Genomic DNA, 16,614 nt, shown 5'->3' on the forward strand with positions numbered 1-16,614 from the left:
AGGTGTAAATCGTGCCACAGTTTTTTTATAATAAGCGATTAATCGTGCTTTTAGTTAGTATCATTATTTTAGTGGCATTGATTGGATTTTCCTTAAATGATCGATCCAAATTAAGCTGGCCTGAACAGTTTTTAAAGGATACGATTGGCTGGTTTCAATCAGTTTTACATCAACCCGCTGAATATGCAGCGGGTTTCTTTGAAAATATAGCGGAAATTAAAAATACATTTGAGGAAAATAAGCTATTAAAAGCACGATTGGATGAATATGTAGAGTTAAATGCAAAGGTTTTGGAATTAGAAAAAGAAAATGACCGTTTACGCAAGATTTTAGATAAAAAAGAGAGCTTGCGCGACTATAAGCTGATTCAAGCAAATGTAATTGCACGAAATCCAGACCACTGGCATGAGTTAATTTTTATTAATAAAGGCGAACAGCATGGTGTTAAGAAAAATATGGCTGTGATTACATCAGAAGGTATGATTGGGAAAATAAAGCAAGTTTCACAATTTACCTCAACTGTGCAGCTTTTAAGTGCAGTTGATCGTACAAATCGAATTTCTGCTGTTGTTAAAGGGAATAAAGATATTTTCGGACTGATCGAAGGCTATGATGAGAAAAAAGGTGCACTATTATTTAAGCGAATTCCATTTGATGTCGCAATTAATCTTAAGGAAAAGCAAACCGTGATCACATCAGGATTAGGCGGTGTCTTCCCTAGTGGCTTAGTAATTGGAGAAATTACCGAGGTTGTACCGGATGAACATGGCTTGACACAAATGGCTTATGTGAAACCATCTGCTAAATTTTTCGATATCGATCATGTGATGATAGTGGAAAGGGTATCGACTACACCTGATGAGAAATTAGTTGAACAAGCTGAAGGAGGAGTCTAATTGTGAAAAGATTCCTTCTTGCTTTTATCATTTTTTTTGCGTTTTTATTTGAAAGCATTTTTGTGGAGCTGGTACCAGCTGAAAGATTTGGAATTGATAGGTTTTTTGTACCAAGATTTACGATTGTACTGATTATGCTCATAGCTTTTTTTTATAATCGTAATAAAGCCATTCTTTATGCCATTATCTTCGGCTTATTATTTGATATCATTTACACAGATATCATCGGAGTTTATATGTTTTCTTTTCCGCTTATTGTCTATATCATTTCTTTATTTAAGAAAGTACTTCATACCAATCTCTTAGTTGTTTTCTTCGTTGTTGTAGTCGGAATTGGCCTTTTAGAAGTGCTGATATATGGCATTTTATATCTCGTCAATGTAACGAATATTGATTGGAATCAGTTTATGTATACTAGATTATTCCCAACGCTAGTTTTGAATGGGGTATTTTTAATTGTGATTTACTATCCGATGAAGAAATTTTTATCAAAATTAGAGAAATTAACAAATAAAGAAAATGATAAGTTAGTATAGCTTAAAAGGGAATTAAACAAAATGTGTCGAATTAAAATCATCGAGGTGAACGAAGATGATCGGGCAAAAACAGCAATATGTGACAATAAAAGGAACAAAAAGCGGACTCACTTTATATTTAGATGATGCCTGTTCTTTTGAGCAACTCTTAAAGGACCTAGATGAAAAATTATCATCGAATTATCAACCTGAGGATAGTCCTTTAATCTCCGTTCACATAAAAGTGGGGAACCGATACTTAACGAGAGACCAACAGGATCAAATTCGCGAAATTATACGGAATAAGAAAAAATTAGTTATCGAGTCACTTGAATCAAATGTAATGTCTAAAAGAGAGGCCCTTGAGTGGAAAATACAAACTGATGTCGTAACGGTTACGAGAATTATTCGTTCGGGACAAGTACTCCAAGTAAAAGGTGATCTCCTTTTAATAGGTGATGTGAACCCGGGCGGAACAGTTATGGCTGGCGGAAATATTTTTGTGATGGGTGCATTAAGGGGAATTGCCCATGCCGGGTGCTTCGGAAACAAGGAAGCTGTTGTCACCGCTTCAGTGATGAAGCCGATGCAGCTGCGTATAAGTGATTTAGTGAATCGGGCTCCTGATTATCAGGAGGATGGACATGAAATGGAATGTGCTTTTGTAGACCAAAATGAAAATCAAATTATAATTGACCGAGTGCAAGTTTTACCACATCTTAGACCAAATTTAACGAGGCTTGAAAGGGGTATGGTATAAATGGGAGAGGCTATCGTTATTACATCAGGAAAAGGCGGCGTGGGCAAGACTACAACGAGCGCCAATTTAGGTACAGCACTAGCATTATCAGGGAAAAAGATTTGCTTAGTTGATACAGATATTGGTTTACGAAATCTCGATGTTGTGATGGGACTAGAAAACCGGATTATTTATGATTTAGTGGATGTAGTCGAGGAGCGCTGTAAACTCCAACAAGCGCTGATTAAGGACAAGCGTTTTGATTGTTTATATTTGCTTCCTGCTGCACAAACAAAGGACAAATCTGCGGTTCAACCTGAACAAATGAAAAAGATGGTAGGTGAATTAAAACAGGATTTTGATTATGTTTTAATTGACTGTCCAGCTGGTATTGAACAAGGTTTCAAAAATGCTGTTGCGGGTGCTGATAAGGCGATTGTTGTAACAACACCAGAAGTTTCCTCTGTACGTGACGCTGACCGAATCATCGGTCTGTTAGAGCAAGAGGAGGAAGTGGAGCCTCCAAAACTGATTGTGAACCGGATTCGCAGCCATATGATGAAAAACGGTGACATGCTTGATGTTGATGAGATTGTCAATATTCTTGCTATCGATTTATTGGGCATCGTGGTCGATGATGATGCCGTCATTAAAGCGTCTAACAGCGGAGAACCAATTGCCTTGGATCCAACAAGTAAGGCTTCGATAGCCTACCGTAATATGGCCAGACGCATTTTAGGAGAATCAGTGCCATTGCTTTCCTTAGATGATAATAAAGGCGGCATGTTTTCTAAAATGAAGAAGTTTTTTGGGATGAAGTAATTAAAGATTTAGTAAGCTGACTTTATGATTTTAAAGTCAGCTTTTATTATACATAAATGTTAAGGAGGGGGGCTTTTTTGTATCAACTGTTGTTACTTTTTTTTGCCCTGTATCCATTTGCTATTTTTCCAATGGATTTAGATTATTCTTATGGCTTTATTAAATATAGATATTTAACCTTTAGTGTTCTCGTTATTTTGTGTATTTTTTTAGTACAATTTATTCGTCATAGGATTTCTATTGTTTTCAAATGGATTGATTTGTGTCTACTAGTATTTGCAACGTTGTTAACTATATCTACAATTTTTTCGATTGATCCACATTTATCTTTTAAAGGCTTTAGTGGTAGATACGAAGGTTTAAAATCATTATTTGCATATGTAGCAATTTTATTTTTAAGCTATCATTATTTCCCAATCTCCAAAATAAAACAATTTTTTTATGTCCTATTAGTTTGCTCTTTTTTTGTAGCTGTTTATGGGATACTTCAACATTTTTTCTTGGATTTTCTTCCGAGAACAGTGTTAGCTAGAGACTGGACCAGAAGTTACGGCTTTTTTGGAAATCCCAATTTTTTTGGGTCTTATCTAATAATTATGTTGCTACTGGGAATCACACTCTACTACACAACTATATCGAAGTGGAAATCAATTTTTGTGCTAACAATTAGCTATACATTGTTTATAGCACTATTATATTCAGAAACTCGAAGTGGCTGGGTTGGTAGTTTTATAGGATTTGTCATATTATTACTGTTTATATTAAGAAAAAGGAGAGAATTATTGAAAAAAGCAATCATTTTATCAAGTGGATTTGCCCTTATTTTTCTTACTGTAAATGTAACTGAAGAAAATGGCTATATAAGTCGGGTTTCAAGCATTTATTTAGATGGAAATAAAGTATTAAGTGGTAATGATGAAGGGCATGCCGGTGCAAGCCGCTGGTTTATTTGGAAAAATGCATTTCCTTTAATTTTGAATCATCCCTTTCTTGGGTCCGGTCCAGATACGTTCGCAGAAGTATTTGTTGTCCCTCCTGAGGAAAAAAGAGAATTTCTTGGAGATGAAGGTATCATCGTCGATAAAGCGCATAACGAATATTTACAAATAGCAGTTACAATGGGGATCCCAGCCCTTATAACCTATTTGTTTCTACTTTTTCTTATTATAAGAAGCGCATGGAAAGCCGCTGCTAGGACAAATGATGCAACCCAGCAGATATTGTGCTTTGGATTAGGGGTGGTCATAATTGGGTATGTAGTCCAAGCATTTTTCAATATAAGTGTTATAGAGGTTGCTCCGTTTTTCTGGATGCTGCTAGGGGTAACTTATTGCTATTCAGAAGAAGTCTTAAAGTTAAATAATGTAAAAACAAAAAGTACTTAAGCAATTTTTCTCTGTCATAAGCGCCGAGGACAAGTCATAAATATTTAGTATGCTAAGGTGCATTTGATTAGTATGAGCGGAGGAATGATGAAGGTGGGAAATCAAGTCGATGATGTAAAAAGGCGAATTGCCAAGCGGAAAAAGGAGCGTAGTTCGTTTGGTGGAACACCAACTGTGGCTAAGAGGAATTTTGAACCACATCCACTTCCAAAGGATGAAGAACGGTATGGTGAGGCACCCTTTACTGACTATGAACATGGATCTGAACCTAGTTTAAAGCCTAGACATCCTATATTTCGTGGCGATTTGTTTATGTTACAAGTATTGCTTGCGGCAAGCTTGTTTTTAATTGTAGGTATTCTGTATAGAGATTCTTCGCCGCGATGGGAGCAGGCACGAAGCTTTGTTAGTAATACGATGGAAAAAGAGTTCCAATTTGCAACTGTGTTAGATTGGTATGAAAAGCAATTTGGTCAGCCGTTGGCATTGCTTCCCAATACGGATAAAAAACAGGAACCTGCAGAATCAACTCCGGTGGATAAAACCGATGAACATGTCTATGCAGTTCCGGCGGCAGGTCGTGTCCTTGAGCCATTTACAAAAGAACGCCAAGGTATTATGGTTGAAACTGGACGCGACTCTTTTGTTGAAGCAATTGATGATGGCATTGTAATCGATGTCGGTGTAAAAGATGATATTGGAAAAACGGTCGTTGTTCAGCATTCTGATGGCAGTGAGACATGGTATGGAAACTTGAACTCTATTAATGTAAAACTATATGATTTCGTGAAAAGCCGCACCCAACTGGGTCAAGTCACAAATACTGAAGATGGGCAGTCTGGCACTTTTTACTTTGCCATTAAAGAGGGGGATGTTTTCATCGACCCAATCCAGGTGATTAACTTTGACTAGGGTTGGTGATGGACGGTGACAAGGATTACAGAAATCTTTAGCAAAATTTCAATTCATCCATTGTTCTGGCTTGTTGTAGGGATTGGAGTGTTAACCGGACGATTTTTAGAAATCATCATTTTATTTACGATTGTGTTTGTTCATGAAATGGGCCACGCCGTTGTTGCCAACCATTTTCGCTGGAGGATTAAAAAAATTGAACTGCTCCCTTTCGGCGGCGTCGCGGAAATGGATGAGCACGGTAATCGGCCGTTAAAAGAGGAATTGCTTGTCATCTTAAGCGGACCTTTGCAGCATATTTGGATGATGGGCCTAGCCTATCTACTTTTTTCGTTTAAATGGATTGATCAAAGCACCTATGACTTATTTTTTAAGCATAACCTCATGATTTTGATCTTTAATCTTTTGCCGATTTGGCCGCTCGATGGGGGGAAACTTGTATTTCTTGGAATGTCTTTAAAATACCCATTTAGTGTAGCACATCGCTATGCTTTATTTACTTCAATTTGCCTCGTGTGTTTATTAGCGTTATTTACAATTGTTGTTTATCCTTTCCACTTGAATTTATGGATTGTTTTAATGTTCGTTATTTTTGCCCATTATGTTGAATGGAAACAAAGGAAATTTGCTCATATTCGTTTTTTATTGGAACGGTATTATGGCAGGAGCCGGGAAATCAATAATTTGCGCCCAATTGTCGCCAACGATTCAGACCAAATCATTGACGTTTTTGCCCAATTTTGCCGCGGCTGTAAACATCAAATTATTTTAAAAATGAATGACCGGGAGCAAATCACCCTGGATGAGAATGAGCTGCTTCACGCTTATTTTACTGAAAAGAGAGTGGGTGCTACGATAAGAGAAATATTCTATTGAGAAGGGACATGGGACGCTGACCAAGTGGTGCGCGATCCTACGTCCCGTTTCTTGCTTTAGTGATTTGTAGTAAAATAAGGTAAATATATTTTATATGTTAGGAAGAAATCAATTTGCGAAAAATTATTCTGAACTACCGTACAACCGAAAAACGGGTTGCAATTTTGGAAAAGGAAAAATTAGTCGAGCTTTTTATTGAGGCTACTGAGCAAGAGGCGATTGTTGGAAACATTTATAAAGGCCGAGTTGAAAAAGTTGTTCCTGGCATGCAGGCGGCATTCGTTAATATTGGCCTTGAGCGAAATGGATTTCTGCAACTGGATCAGCTTGTTGCCTATAAAAGCTTGGACCCAACAAAGAAAGGTAAGGTATCCATCTCTAATTTGCTCCAGGAAGGGCAAGAGATTGTTGTTCAAGTGACTAAAGAAGGATTTGGCGAAAAGGGCCCTAGACTAACGACAATGCTGGAACTTTCCGGACGCTTTGTTGTTTATATGCCGAATGTTACGCAAATCGCCGTCTCGAAAAAAATCGAGGAAAAGGAACGGGAAGCTTGGCGTCAGCTTGGTCAATCTATGTGCACTGAGAACGAGGGTGTCCTATTTCGGACAGCATGTGCCGGTAAGGGGCAGGAAGTTGTTCAAAATGAAATTGAATATTTGAAAAAGAAATGGCGGGAATTGATACAGGGGCAAGCTTCAAAGAAACCGCCCTGCCTCCTTTTTAATCACGCAGATCTCGCGGAACGACTCTTACGCGATTTAATTGGTGAAGAGCCAACTGAAATCGTTGTTGACGATGGCAGCCTTTTTCGGATGCTAAAGGAGCATCTTTCGATTTATGGTGCCCATGTGTTGGCAGAGATTCGGCATTATATGAAGAATGAAAATATTTTCTCCTTTTTTGGAATTGAACAAGAAATCGATAAGTTGTTAAAGCCTTATGTAGAGCTTGAAAATGGGGCTGGCTTAATGATTGAAGAGACAGAAGCATTAACCGTCGTCGATGTTAATACAGGAAAATTTACTGGGAAATACAATGTAAAAGAAACGATTGTTAAAACAAATGAAGCAGCAGCTGTTGAAATTGCGAGGCAGCTACGGCTCCGCAATATTGGCGGTATGATTTTGATTGATTTTATCAACATGGACAATGAAAGAGACAGGGAGTTTGTGAAAAATAAGCTTATTACCGCTCTGAAGTCTGATCGCCATTATACGAAGGTGTTTGGCTTTACACAGTTAGGCCTGCTTGAAATGACGCGAAAAAAGGAACAAAAATCGTTGCTTGAAAAAGCAACGGAGCCCTGTCCAACCTGTGGTGAAACGGGCAGGATTTATGCATGCGAACAAGTTGCTTTTCGGGTAGAAAGAGCCCTTTGGGAATATAAAGGGATGGACCACGAGGCAATCTGGATTGAGGTTCCACTTAAAGTCGCGGCGATACTAAATGAAAATAATCATGTACAGGCATTGGAAGAGGCTTTAGGATTTGAAATTTTTATAACAAAATCCAACCAGTTCATTGATAAATTTGAAGTCCGTCATATTGGTTCGGAAGGTGAAGTAAAGTCGCGAATTTCGTCCGTTTTGTGATTGACATGATTTATCCCTATATGGTATGATTTTCATTGTGTTTAATGTAGCGCACCACGGCTACAACCGCACAGAACAGGTTTTTAAACTGACATCCAGTACCTGGGATGGCGAGTCTTAGTATAAGAGGAGGTGCAGGGAATGTACGCAATTATCGAAACAGGCGGTAAACAAGTTAAAGTTGAAGAAGGACAAGCAATCTACATCGAAAAGCTTAACGCAGAAGCTGGTGAGACTGTTACTTTTGACAAAGTTTTAATGGTTGGTGGCGAAAACGTAAAAGTTGGTAGCCCAACTCTAGAAGGCGCAACTGTTACTGGTAAAGTTGAAAAACAAGGTCGCGCTAAGAAAATTATCGTTTTTAAGTATAAGTCTAAGAAAAACTACAAGCGTAAGCAAGGTCATCGTCAACCTTACACTAAAGTTATCATCGAAAAAATTAACGGTTAATAGGTTGATTGAATGATTAAAGTTATCATAACGAGGCGTGCAGACCAATCAATCGATTCGTTTGAAATTAGCGGGCATGCGGAATCTGGACCATATGGACATGATTTGGTATGCGCAGCCGTTTCGGCTGTTTCATTCGGAGCAGTAAATGCGGTTTATGCTTTATGTCAGACGAAGATGACAATTGAACAAGGTAAAAAAGGTGGCTTTCTCCGCTGTGTTGTTCCGGAATTACCCGATCAACAAACAAATGAGAAAGTACAACTGTTACTTGAAGGTATGCGCGTATCTTTACAAACGATTGAAAATGATTACGGTAAATACATTCAAATTAAAACCAAAAGTGTATAGGAGGTGAGACTGATGTTAAGATTAGATCTTCAGTTTTTCGCATCTAAAAAAGGGGTAGGTAGTACAAAGAACGGTCGTGACTCTATCTCTAAGCGTTTAGGCGCAAAGCGTGCTGATGGCCAATTCGTTAACGGTGGAGAAATCCTTTATCGTCAACGTGGCACTAAAATCTATCCAGGAAACAACGTAGGTCGTGGTGGTGACGACACATTGTTTGCTAAAACAGCTGGAATCGTACGTTACGAGCGTGTTGGTCGTGACCGCAAGCAAGTAAGTGTATACCCAGTAGCTCAATAATTAGTAATCACTAATTAGAAAAGTGTGGCTCTAACCAAACTGGTTAGAGCCTTTCTTTTTCTTGCGGAGGGTTGCTGGCTCCGACTAGTGGACCGCGCAAATATGCAGAATTTTTAAAACAGGTTATCCATATGAAGAAATATTTGGTATAATTGCTCTTACATAAACTATTAGGAGTATAATTATGAAAAAAGAATGGAATGCAATTGATATATTGCGGCATTCACGGCACGATTGGTTAAATAAGCTGCAATTAATCAAAGGGAATATAGCTTTGGATAGATTAGACCGTGTTAATGAAATTATTGAAGAAATAATTTTGGAATCGAAAAATGAGGCGAAGCTGTCGAATTTAAAAGCGCCTAAGCTGGCTACTTTACTGATGCTTTTCAACTGGGAGGAGCACCATTTTTTCCTTGAGTTTGAGGTGATTGGTGATGAACGGAATCTTTCCATTTACGATGATAAGGTAGCTTTGTGGTGTTACGGTTTTTTTAATACGTTAAATGAATCCATTAAGCCCTTTGCTGAAAATCATTTAATTGTGTCAATCCAGTTATCTGATGAAAATATTCGTTTCATTTTTGATTTTAAAGGAATAATAGAAGATAAAAATAAAATTTTACATTTCTTAGAGGATCCAAATAATCATACAATCGTAAACATAGTAGAGAATGATGTACATAATAACGAAATGGTTGTAATAACTGAAATTTTGTAATTGTTATGCAAAAATAATTAGGATTAACAGCTAAGAATGAGGGGTGACAGCAATGTTTGTCGATTACGTCAAGATTTATGTAAAAGGCGGCGATGGTGGCAATGGAATGGTTGCATATCGTCGTGAGAAATATGTTCCAAAAGGTGGTCCGGCCGGCGGCGATGGCGGTCATGGTGCGGATGTTGTTTTTGAAGTAGATGAAGGTTTACGGACTCTCATGGATTTCCGCTATCAGCGCCATTTCAAGGCTCCACGTGGCGAGCACGGGATGTCGAAGGGAATGCACGGGAAAAATGCTCAGGATATGATTGTTAAAGTCCCACCGGGTACGGTTGTTCGGGATGTGGCTACAAATGAGAAAATTGCCGATTTAACGGTGAATGGTCAAAGAGCAGTTATTGCAAAAGGCGGTCGTGGCGGTCGAGGCAATACTCGCTTTGCAACACCTGCAAACCCTGCTCCGGAAATTGCTGAGAATGGCGAGCCAGGACAAGAGCGGGATGTTATTCTGGAATTGAAGGTGCTAGCTGATGTTGGTTTAGTAGGTTTTCCAAGTGTTGGGAAATCCACCTTGTTATCTGTAGTCTCATCGGCAAAACCTAAAATAGCGGAATACCACTTTACAACAATCGTCCCAAACCTTGGGGTAGTTGAAACTGAAGATGGCCGTAGCTTTGTTATGGCTGACCTGCCTGGATTAATCGAAGGAGCCCATCAAGGGGTAGGATTAGGCCATCAATTTTTACGTCATATAGAAAGGACAAGGGTTATTGTCCATGTCATCGATATGTCAGCAATTGAAGGGCGCGATCCTTATACCGATTATGTCACGATCAACGAAGAGTTGAAACAGTATAATTTGCGCCTTACTGAAAGACCGCAAATTATCGTAGCAAATAAAATGGACATCCCTGGAGCTGAGGAGAATTTAGAAAAGTTCAAAGAACAGCTGGATGAAGATTTACCGATTTTTGCGATTTCAGCCGTTACAAGACAAGGATTAAGGGATTTATTGTTCAAAATTGCTGATTTATTAGAGACAACGCCCGAGTTTCCTTTGGATGAGCCGGAGGCTGAAGAAACACATATTTTATATAAACATGAAAAGCAAGAAATTCCATTTGAAATTACAAGAGATGATGATGGTGCTTTTGTCATTTCAGGTGCTGAAATTGAGAAGAAATTTAAAATGACTGATTTCTCAAGGGATGAATCCATCCGCCGTTTTGCTCGTCAAATGAGGGGCCTTGGTGTTGACGAGGCATTGCGCGAACGTGGCGCTAAAAACGGTGATATTGTCCGATTATTGGAGTTTGAATTTGAATTTGTAGAATAAGTCCTAGGATAAGACTGTCATTTCATAGGCAGTCTTTTACTTCATTCAGCCTAAAGCTTTTAGGGGAAAAGAGGCTTTTTCCCATTTGGTAATGGGGAGGGTAACATTTGAAGGCAATTCCAGATAAGGAACAAAGCTATTATTTAATTCGTGAAGATTTTTTGCCTGAAGCAATGAAGAAAACGTTGGAGGCCAAGGCGCTAATTGAGCGTGGCAAGGCCGCTTCGGTGGCGGATGCCGTTCAAATGGTGGGCTTAAGTAGAAGCGCTTTTTACAAATATCGTGATGGAATTTTTCCATTCCACACAATTGTTAAAGAACGGATCATAACGCTTTTTTTTCACCTTGAGGACCGGTCCGGTACTTTATCACAAATGCTTGCGATGGTTGCAGATGCCGGGTGCAATGTTTTAACCATCAATCAAAATATTCCACTTCAAGGCAAGGCGAATGTTACACTATCTTTAAATACTTCAGGAATGAAGGACGATATCAATGTGTTGATTCAAAGGTTAAAGGGACTAGAATTTGTTGAAAAGGTTGAAATTCTAGGATCTGGAGCTTGATTAAGGGGGAGAAAAGACGTGACATCAAAAGTTGGCTATCTAGGTCCAAAGGGGACTTTCACAAAAATTGCAGTAAATGAATTGTTTCCTGATGCAGAGAAAATTCCATTTGAAACAATTCCTGCAAGTATCGATGCTGTAACAAACGGTGATGTCGAATTTGCCGTTGTTCCATTAGAAAATGCCATTGAGGGATCTGTTAATATTACAATTGATTATTTGATCCATGAACAAAACTTGCCGATTGTTGGTGAAATTGTCGTACCAATTCGTCAGCATTTGATGATTCATCCGCAAAATAAAGGTAAATTGGAAAGCATTACTTCCGTTCTTTCACATTCCCATGCGATTGCACAATGCCATAAATTTTTGCATACTAAAATGCCGAAGGTTGAGATTCAATATGTGAAGTCCACCGGCGCCGCTGCAGAGTATGTCCATGAGCATCCAGAAGAGTGTATTACTGCAATTGGAAATGAATTGGCTGCTAAAGAATATGGTTTAGAAATCATCCAAAAAGACATCCATGATTATGATAATAATCGTACGCGGTTTGTTATTCTTCATAAAAATAATGTTGAACTTGATACATCCCATCGCTTTTATGGCGGTGACCGGACAACATTAATGGTTACATTGCCATCTGATTATGCCGGTGCACTGCATCAGGTCTTATCTGCCTTTGCATGGCGTAAATTAAACTTATCGAAAATTGAATCACGACCAATGAAAACAGGTCTAGGTAATTATTTCTTCCTAATCGATGTAGAGATGAAAATGGATGAAGTTCTTATTCCTGGAGTAGTAGCGGAACTCGAAGCACTTGATTGTTCCGTTAGAATTTTGGGAAGCTATCCGTACTTTTTGGTGGGGAAGGAAAAGAGCAGTATAGTGGAAAAATAAAGATGTGTTTGGTTGGGCTGAATGGTGTCCTTTATCGTGTTGATGGAGGACATTTTTCATGGTGCGGACAAGCAAAGGCAAGAGAGAGCCTAATCTGTCTGTAATGTAGAAAAATGCAGACAAGCATGTGTGCAATGGAGCCCAACCTGTCCACAAAGTGGGAAAATGCAGACAAGCATGTGTGCAATGGGGTCCAACCTGTCCACAAAGTGGGAAAATGCAGACAAGCATGTGTGCAATGGGGTCCAACCTGTCCACAAAGTGGGAAAATGCAGACAAGCATGTGTGCAATGGAGTCCAACCTGTCCACAAAGTGGGGAAATGCGGCCAAACAAAGGCACAATTGACACCAACTTGTCCACAAAATAGGAAAATGCAGACAAGCAAATGCACGATTAATCCCAACCTGTCCACAAAGTGGGAAAATGCAGACAAGCATAGGTGTGATGGAGTCCAATCTGTCCACAAAATGGAAAAATGCAGCCAAGTACAGGCACAATTGATCCCAACTTGTCCACAAAATAGGAAAATGCAGCCAAGCAAAGGCACGATTGATCCCAACCTGTCCACAAAATAGGAAAATGCGGACAAGCACAGGCAAGAGAGAGGCCCAACCTGTCCACAAAGTGAAAAAATCTAGCCAAGCATAGGCACAATGGGGCCCAATCTGTCCGCAAAACTCCAAAATGCTTCACGAATCATTACCGAGGCAGCCAATCCTAGCCTTAAACTACTGCTTTATAGCAAACCCCGCTGTTATTAACTTCTCAATAGCGTTGTCGAGCTGTCCCTCGCTATCCGCTTCAAGGGTATGGATGTGCGGTCCACCTGTAAGCTCAAGGAGAAGGGGCGCTTTTGTCGTCTTGACCTTGGCATAAAATTGGTCGACTTCGCTGCGGTTACTAACTTCAATAGGGGCAGACAATTTTCCATAGAGCGGATGCTCCACTTTGACATCTTTTACGGTTACTCCACAATCCACAATTAAATATAATTCATCCCTGGTTTGCCCAGGTTTATGGGTACTAATGATCTCTCTGGAAGGGCGTGCCTTTTTTTGTTCCTTTAAATATAGATAGCCTTGGGATGTTGCAATGATAGGCTCATTACGGGCTTTGAGCAATGTGATATCCTGGCTGATGACCTGACGGCTTACGTTTACTTTTTCTGCAATAAAGCTTCCTGTTAACGGTTTGTCGCTTTCTTTTAACCATTCAAGGACTAGATTGCGGCGCTCTTCACCAAGGATTTTTTTACCTTCCGTCATAAAACCGCCTCCCTCATGAAACATTATAATGCTTTTTTAATAATCTTTGAAAAATAGTAATTGTTTCCTCTATTTCAGCTTCGGTTGTTAATTTACCGAGTGAGAGCCGAATAAATTGTTTAGCTTCCTCTGGTGATTTTCCGATGGCGAGCAGTGTTTTCGAAGGTTTTTGCATGCCAACAGCACAGGCACTACCAGTAGAAATTGCCGCCCCATAGCGGTTACATTCAAGCATAATATACTGCCCTTCGATTCCGGCAACTGATAGCCCGATGATATGCTCCAAGCGTTGTCCTCTCAAAAGACTGCTTTCAAATCCAACCTCTGAAGCCTCGCATCCTAAAACTCCACCTTTCAAGGCTCTGCTTCCGGCAGGTCCTACCTCTGTTATTTGCCAAGCTTCACCCTGAATACCAGTAATCAGTCTTTCTCTGAGATCTCGAAACCTTTCTTGTTCGCTTTTCATAATTGGGATGATTTCTTCTGCAGCTGCCACAAAAGCAGCAATGCCAGGAACATTAACGGTGCCAGGTCTGAATCCACCTTCATGAGTTGTCCCTGGTATTACAGGTTGCCAAACCCGCGCAGGATTAATATAGCATGCACCGACACCTTTTGGGCCATAAATTTTGTGGCTGGATATGGATAGACTATCAAGCTTTGCTTTTTTGACATCAATTTCAATTTTACCAAACGTTTGTACACAGTCACTATGAAAAAGAATATCGTGTGCATGTAATATTTCACCTATAGCAACTAAATCCTGTATCGTACCAATTTCTGAATTTCCATGATGGATGGCTGTCAAAACCGTATCAGGGCGAATGGCCTTCTGCAATTCAGTTAAATTGACTCTTCCTTCTCCGTCCACAGCTACATACGTAACATCATAGCCATCATCCTTTAAAGCTTCCAACGTATTCCCAATGGAAGAATGCTCTAATCTAGTAGAAATGATATGCTTTCCTTTTTTATGCTTCCCCTTGAGCAATGAATGGATTGCTAAATAATTGGACTCCGAGCCCCCACTTGTAAAAAAGACGCCATTCACATCACCATTTACGAAACAAGCCAATGTTTTACGTGCTTCCTCTAAAATTTCTTTGGCGTTTGAGCCAATATCATGCAGACTGCTTGAATTCCCAAAATATTGACTTGCAACTTGACTATATACATGTAATGCTTTATCACTCATCGGTGTTGTAGCAGCGTAATCTAAATAAATCAATTCCAGACATCTCCTAACCTATTTTTGTCAAAATTGTGTCTTTACTATAAAAAAACTCTTGTCATTAGTTTAAATATGTGTAAATATAGGTGTCAAGACAGTATAACTATAAATTATATAAAATAAATGCGGAAATTAACTTTTGTGAAGATTGTGAGGGTCCAGATAATGACTAGAAAACAGAGTGCAGATGTTGTCATTATCGGAAGTGGCATCGCTGCGTTAGTTGCCGCTGACCGTTTAAGTCAACATAAAAATGTGATTGTTATCACAAAGTCGAAAAAAGAACACAGTAATTCAAATCGCGCTCAAGGCGGCGTTGCAGCCGCAATATCCAGACAGGATCATTGGAAAAATCATTTCAATGACACCATGACGGCTGGAAATTTTCACAACAATGAACAGACCGTAAAAACTCTTGTACAAAAAGGACCTGAACTTCTACGGACCATGATTGAGGAAGGGATGGCATTTGATCGGGATGCCAAAGGACAACTTGTTCTTGGACAGGAAGGAGCACACGGAATGCGGAGAATTCTGCATGCAGGTGGTGATGCTACCGGAAAAGCGCTCGTTACCTATATGCTAAACCGACTACGTTTAAATGCAAAGGTGAATATAGTTGAAGATGTTTTAGTAGTTGATTTAATTGTACAAGGTCACCGTTGTTTTGGAATAAAAGTGAAAGCTGAGGATGGAAAGATTATACAGTTGTATGCCAAGGATACGATTCTTGCTGCAGGAGGCTGCGGTGGCTTGTATTCTTTTAGTTCCAATGATCCAACGGTAACAGGTGATGGGATTGCAATGGCTTATCGAGCCGGTGTTAATTTAGTAGATTTAGAGTTTGTGCAATTCCACCCAACCTTGCTTTATGTTAATGGAGATGTCAAAGGACTAATCTCTGAGGCCGTACGTGGTGAGGGAGCCGTCCTGATCACCCAAGATGGCAGCCGCTTAATGCGGGGTGTTCACCCACAAGAGGATTTGGCTCCAAGGGATGTCGTTTCCAGAGAGATTCATCATGCGGTCTTGAGGGGAGAAGAAATATTTTTAGATATTTCGATGATAAAGGATTTTGCCAAGCGCTTTCCTACCATAACGGAGCTATGTGAACTAAATGGAATTGACCTAGCATTAGGGAGAATTCCTGTTGTGCCCGGTGCCCATTTTCATATGGGCGGTGTTAGGGTAAACGAGCATGGTCAAACTTCGATAGATGGTTTATATGCAATTGGTGAGGTTGCTTGTACCGGTGTACATGGAGCCAATCGGTTGGCAAGCAATTCTTTACTTGAAGGAATTGTATTTGCGAATGAACTAGCAGATTATCTTGTAAACCAAGAAGCACCAATGGAAATCGATAGACCAACAATAAAAGCAGCTGTTAAAAAGAATGAATCCATTGATTTACCAAATAAAGAAGAAATAAGAACATTGATGATGAACTATGTAGGGATCGTGCGGGATGAACCAGGCTTGCAATATGCGAAGAGTTGGTTTGAACAATATTTATTAAAAATAGATTCGTTCCATGTACCAGATTATTTTACAAATGAACAAATTGGCATCTATAACATGCTGCAGGCAGGCTGGTTGATTACAACCTCCGCTTTAATGAGAGAAGAAAGCCGCGGCGGGCATTACCGCTCAGATTTTTCAGCGGAAAAAGATGATTGGACGAAGACGGAGATTGTTCGCAATTGTTCCGTACCTGCCGAGCTTGTTAGCCCAAGTGCTAGCTAATTAAAGAAA

At 39.6% G+C, this 16,614-nt stretch carries 18 protein-coding genes and 1 other annotated feature; of the genes, 16 read left to right on the forward strand and 2 right to left on the reverse strand.

Features of this window, described 5'->3' with window-relative positions; genetic code table 11:
* Positions 1–11 precede the first annotated feature (11 nt).
* The 15 genes from mreC (at position 12) to pheA (ending at position 12,364) form a co-directional block, all read left to right on the forward strand.
* Positions 12–896 carry a rod shape-determining protein MreC gene (mreC, locus tag ACNQFZ_RS16165; protein WP_458412353.1) on the forward strand — a complete coding sequence of 295 codons (885 nt, stop codon included), beginning with the start codon at positions 12–14 and terminating at the stop codon, positions 894–896.
* A 2-nt stretch (positions 897–898) separates the two neighbouring features.
* The gene (gene mreD, locus ACNQFZ_RS16170) at positions 899–1,432 is read left to right on the forward strand and encodes a rod shape-determining protein MreD (protein ID WP_458412354.1); all 534 of its coding nucleotides are present in this window, start codon (positions 899–901) and stop codon (positions 1,430–1,432) included.
* Positions 1,433–1,487: 55 nt separating this feature from the next.
* Positions 1,488–2,171, forward strand: a complete 684-nt coding sequence (gene minC, locus ACNQFZ_RS16175; protein WP_458412355.1) for a septum site-determining protein MinC — start codon at positions 1,488–1,490, stop codon at positions 2,169–2,171.
* Entirely contained in the window at positions 2,172–2,972 is an 801-nt protein-coding gene (minD, locus tag ACNQFZ_RS16180) for a septum site-determining protein MinD (RefSeq protein ID WP_458412356.1), read from the forward strand.
* A 596-nt stretch (positions 2,973–3,568) separates the two neighbouring features.
* Positions 3,569–4,357, forward strand: coding sequence for an O-antigen ligase family protein (locus ACNQFZ_RS16185; protein ID WP_458415412.1), 789 nt, complete (start codon positions 3,569–3,571; stop codon positions 4,355–4,357).
* An 87-nt stretch (positions 4,358–4,444) separates the two neighbouring features.
* Positions 4,445–5,269: a peptidoglycan DD-metalloendopeptidase family protein gene (locus ACNQFZ_RS16190; protein WP_458415413.1), complete on the forward strand. Its 825-nt coding sequence runs from the start codon at positions 4,445–4,447 to the stop codon at positions 5,267–5,269.
* Positions 5,270–5,284: 15 nt separating this feature from the next.
* Positions 5,285–6,145: a M50 family metallopeptidase gene (locus ACNQFZ_RS16195; protein WP_458412357.1), complete on the forward strand. Its 861-nt coding sequence runs from the start codon at positions 5,285–5,287 to the stop codon at positions 6,143–6,145.
* Positions 6,146–6,258: 113 nt separating this feature from the next.
* On the forward strand, positions 6,259–7,740 hold the full coding sequence (locus tag ACNQFZ_RS16200; RefSeq protein WP_458412358.1) for an Rne/Rng family ribonuclease: 1,482 nt from the start codon (positions 6,259–6,261) through the stop codon (positions 7,738–7,740).
* 54 nt (positions 7,741–7,794) lie between these two features.
* Positions 7,795–7,868 (forward strand) — a sequence feature (ribosomal protein L21 leader region).
* 13 nt (positions 7,869–7,881) lie between these two features.
* On the forward strand, positions 7,882–8,190 hold the full coding sequence (gene rplU / locus ACNQFZ_RS16205) for a 50S ribosomal protein L21 (protein ID WP_458412359.1): 309 nt from the start codon (positions 7,882–7,884) through the stop codon (positions 8,188–8,190).
* Between the two features lie 12 nt (positions 8,191–8,202).
* Positions 8,203–8,541: a ribosomal-processing cysteine protease Prp gene (locus tag ACNQFZ_RS16210; protein WP_458412360.1), complete on the forward strand. Its 339-nt coding sequence runs from the start codon at positions 8,203–8,205 to the stop codon at positions 8,539–8,541.
* Positions 8,542–8,553: 12 nt separating this feature from the next.
* Entirely contained in the window at positions 8,554–8,838 is a 285-nt protein-coding gene (gene rpmA / locus ACNQFZ_RS16215; RefSeq protein WP_458412361.1) for a 50S ribosomal protein L27, read from the forward strand.
* Positions 8,839–9,022: 184 nt separating this feature from the next.
* Positions 9,023–9,559 carry a Spo0B C-terminal domain-containing protein gene (locus ACNQFZ_RS16220; RefSeq protein ID WP_458412362.1) on the forward strand — a complete coding sequence of 179 codons (537 nt, stop codon included), beginning with the start codon at positions 9,023–9,025 and terminating at the stop codon, positions 9,557–9,559.
* A gap of 52 nt (positions 9,560–9,611) precedes the next feature.
* Positions 9,612–10,895: a GTPase ObgE gene (gene obgE, locus ACNQFZ_RS16225; protein ID WP_458412363.1), complete on the forward strand. Its 1,284-nt coding sequence runs from the start codon at positions 9,612–9,614 to the stop codon at positions 10,893–10,895.
* A gap of 107 nt (positions 10,896–11,002) precedes the next feature.
* On the forward strand, positions 11,003–11,461 hold the full coding sequence (locus ACNQFZ_RS16230; protein WP_458412364.1) for an ACT domain-containing protein: 459 nt from the start codon (positions 11,003–11,005) through the stop codon (positions 11,459–11,461).
* 18 nt (positions 11,462–11,479) lie between these two features.
* On the forward strand, positions 11,480–12,364 hold the full coding sequence (pheA, locus tag ACNQFZ_RS16235; RefSeq protein WP_458412365.1) for a prephenate dehydratase: 885 nt from the start codon (positions 11,480–11,482) through the stop codon (positions 12,362–12,364).
* A 730-nt stretch (positions 12,365–13,094) separates the two neighbouring features.
* Here the strand turns inward: pheA and ACNQFZ_RS16240 are convergent.
* Positions 13,095–13,631 carry a 3H domain-containing protein gene (locus tag ACNQFZ_RS16240; protein ID WP_458412366.1) on the reverse strand — a complete coding sequence of 179 codons (537 nt, stop codon included), beginning with the start codon at positions 13,629–13,631 and terminating at the stop codon, positions 13,095–13,097.
* 13 nt (positions 13,632–13,644) lie between these two features.
* Positions 13,645–14,826 carry an IscS subfamily cysteine desulfurase gene (locus ACNQFZ_RS16245; RefSeq protein WP_458415414.1) on the reverse strand — a complete coding sequence of 394 codons (1,182 nt, stop codon included), beginning with the start codon at positions 14,824–14,826 and terminating at the stop codon, positions 13,645–13,647.
* A 201-nt stretch (positions 14,827–15,027) separates the two neighbouring features.
* Here ACNQFZ_RS16245 and nadB point away from each other — a divergent pair, with 201 nt between their 5' ends.
* A complete protein-coding gene (nadB, locus tag ACNQFZ_RS16250; RefSeq protein WP_458412367.1) occupies positions 15,028–16,605 on the forward strand; it encodes an L-aspartate oxidase in 1,578 nt (525 codons plus the stop codon).
* Positions 16,606–16,614: the final 9 nt, after the last annotated feature.

The organism is Schinkia acidoalkalinis, assembly GCF_054301215.1.

Coding starts and splice junctions, on each gene's coding strand:
- minC (WP_458412355.1), top strand. CDS start 1,488: ATGATCGGGCAAAAACAGCAATATGTGACAATAAAAGGAACAAAAAGC.
- minD (WP_458412356.1), top strand. CDS start 2,172: ATGGGAGAGGCTATCGTTATTACATCAGGAAAAGGCGGCGTGGGCAAG.
- ACNQFZ_RS16185 (WP_458415412.1), top strand. CDS start 3,569: ATGTTGCTACTGGGAATCACACTCTACTACACAACTATATCGAAGTGG.
- ACNQFZ_RS16190 (WP_458415413.1), top strand. CDS start 4,445: ATGAAGGTGGGAAATCAAGTCGATGATGTAAAAAGGCGAATTGCCAAG.
- rplU (WP_458412359.1), top strand. CDS start 7,882: ATGTACGCAATTATCGAAACAGGCGGTAAACAAGTTAAAGTTGAAGAA.
- ACNQFZ_RS16210 (WP_458412360.1), top strand. CDS start 8,203: ATGATTAAAGTTATCATAACGAGGCGTGCAGACCAATCAATCGATTCG.
- rpmA (WP_458412361.1), top strand. CDS start 8,554: ATGTTAAGATTAGATCTTCAGTTTTTCGCATCTAAAAAAGGGGTAGGT.
- ACNQFZ_RS16220 (WP_458412362.1), top strand. CDS start 9,023: ATGAAAAAAGAATGGAATGCAATTGATATATTGCGGCATTCACGGCAC.
- obgE (WP_458412363.1), top strand. CDS start 9,612: ATGTTTGTCGATTACGTCAAGATTTATGTAAAAGGCGGCGATGGTGGC.
- ACNQFZ_RS16240 (WP_458412366.1), bottom strand. CDS start 13,631: ATGACGGAAGGTAAAAAAATCCTTGGTGAAGAGCGCCGCAATCTAGTC.
- ACNQFZ_RS16245 (WP_458415414.1), bottom strand. CDS start 14,826: ATGAGTGATAAAGCATTACATGTATATAGTCAAGTTGCAAGTCAATAT.
- nadB (WP_458412367.1), top strand. CDS start 15,028: ATGACTAGAAAACAGAGTGCAGATGTTGTCATTATCGGAAGTGGCATC.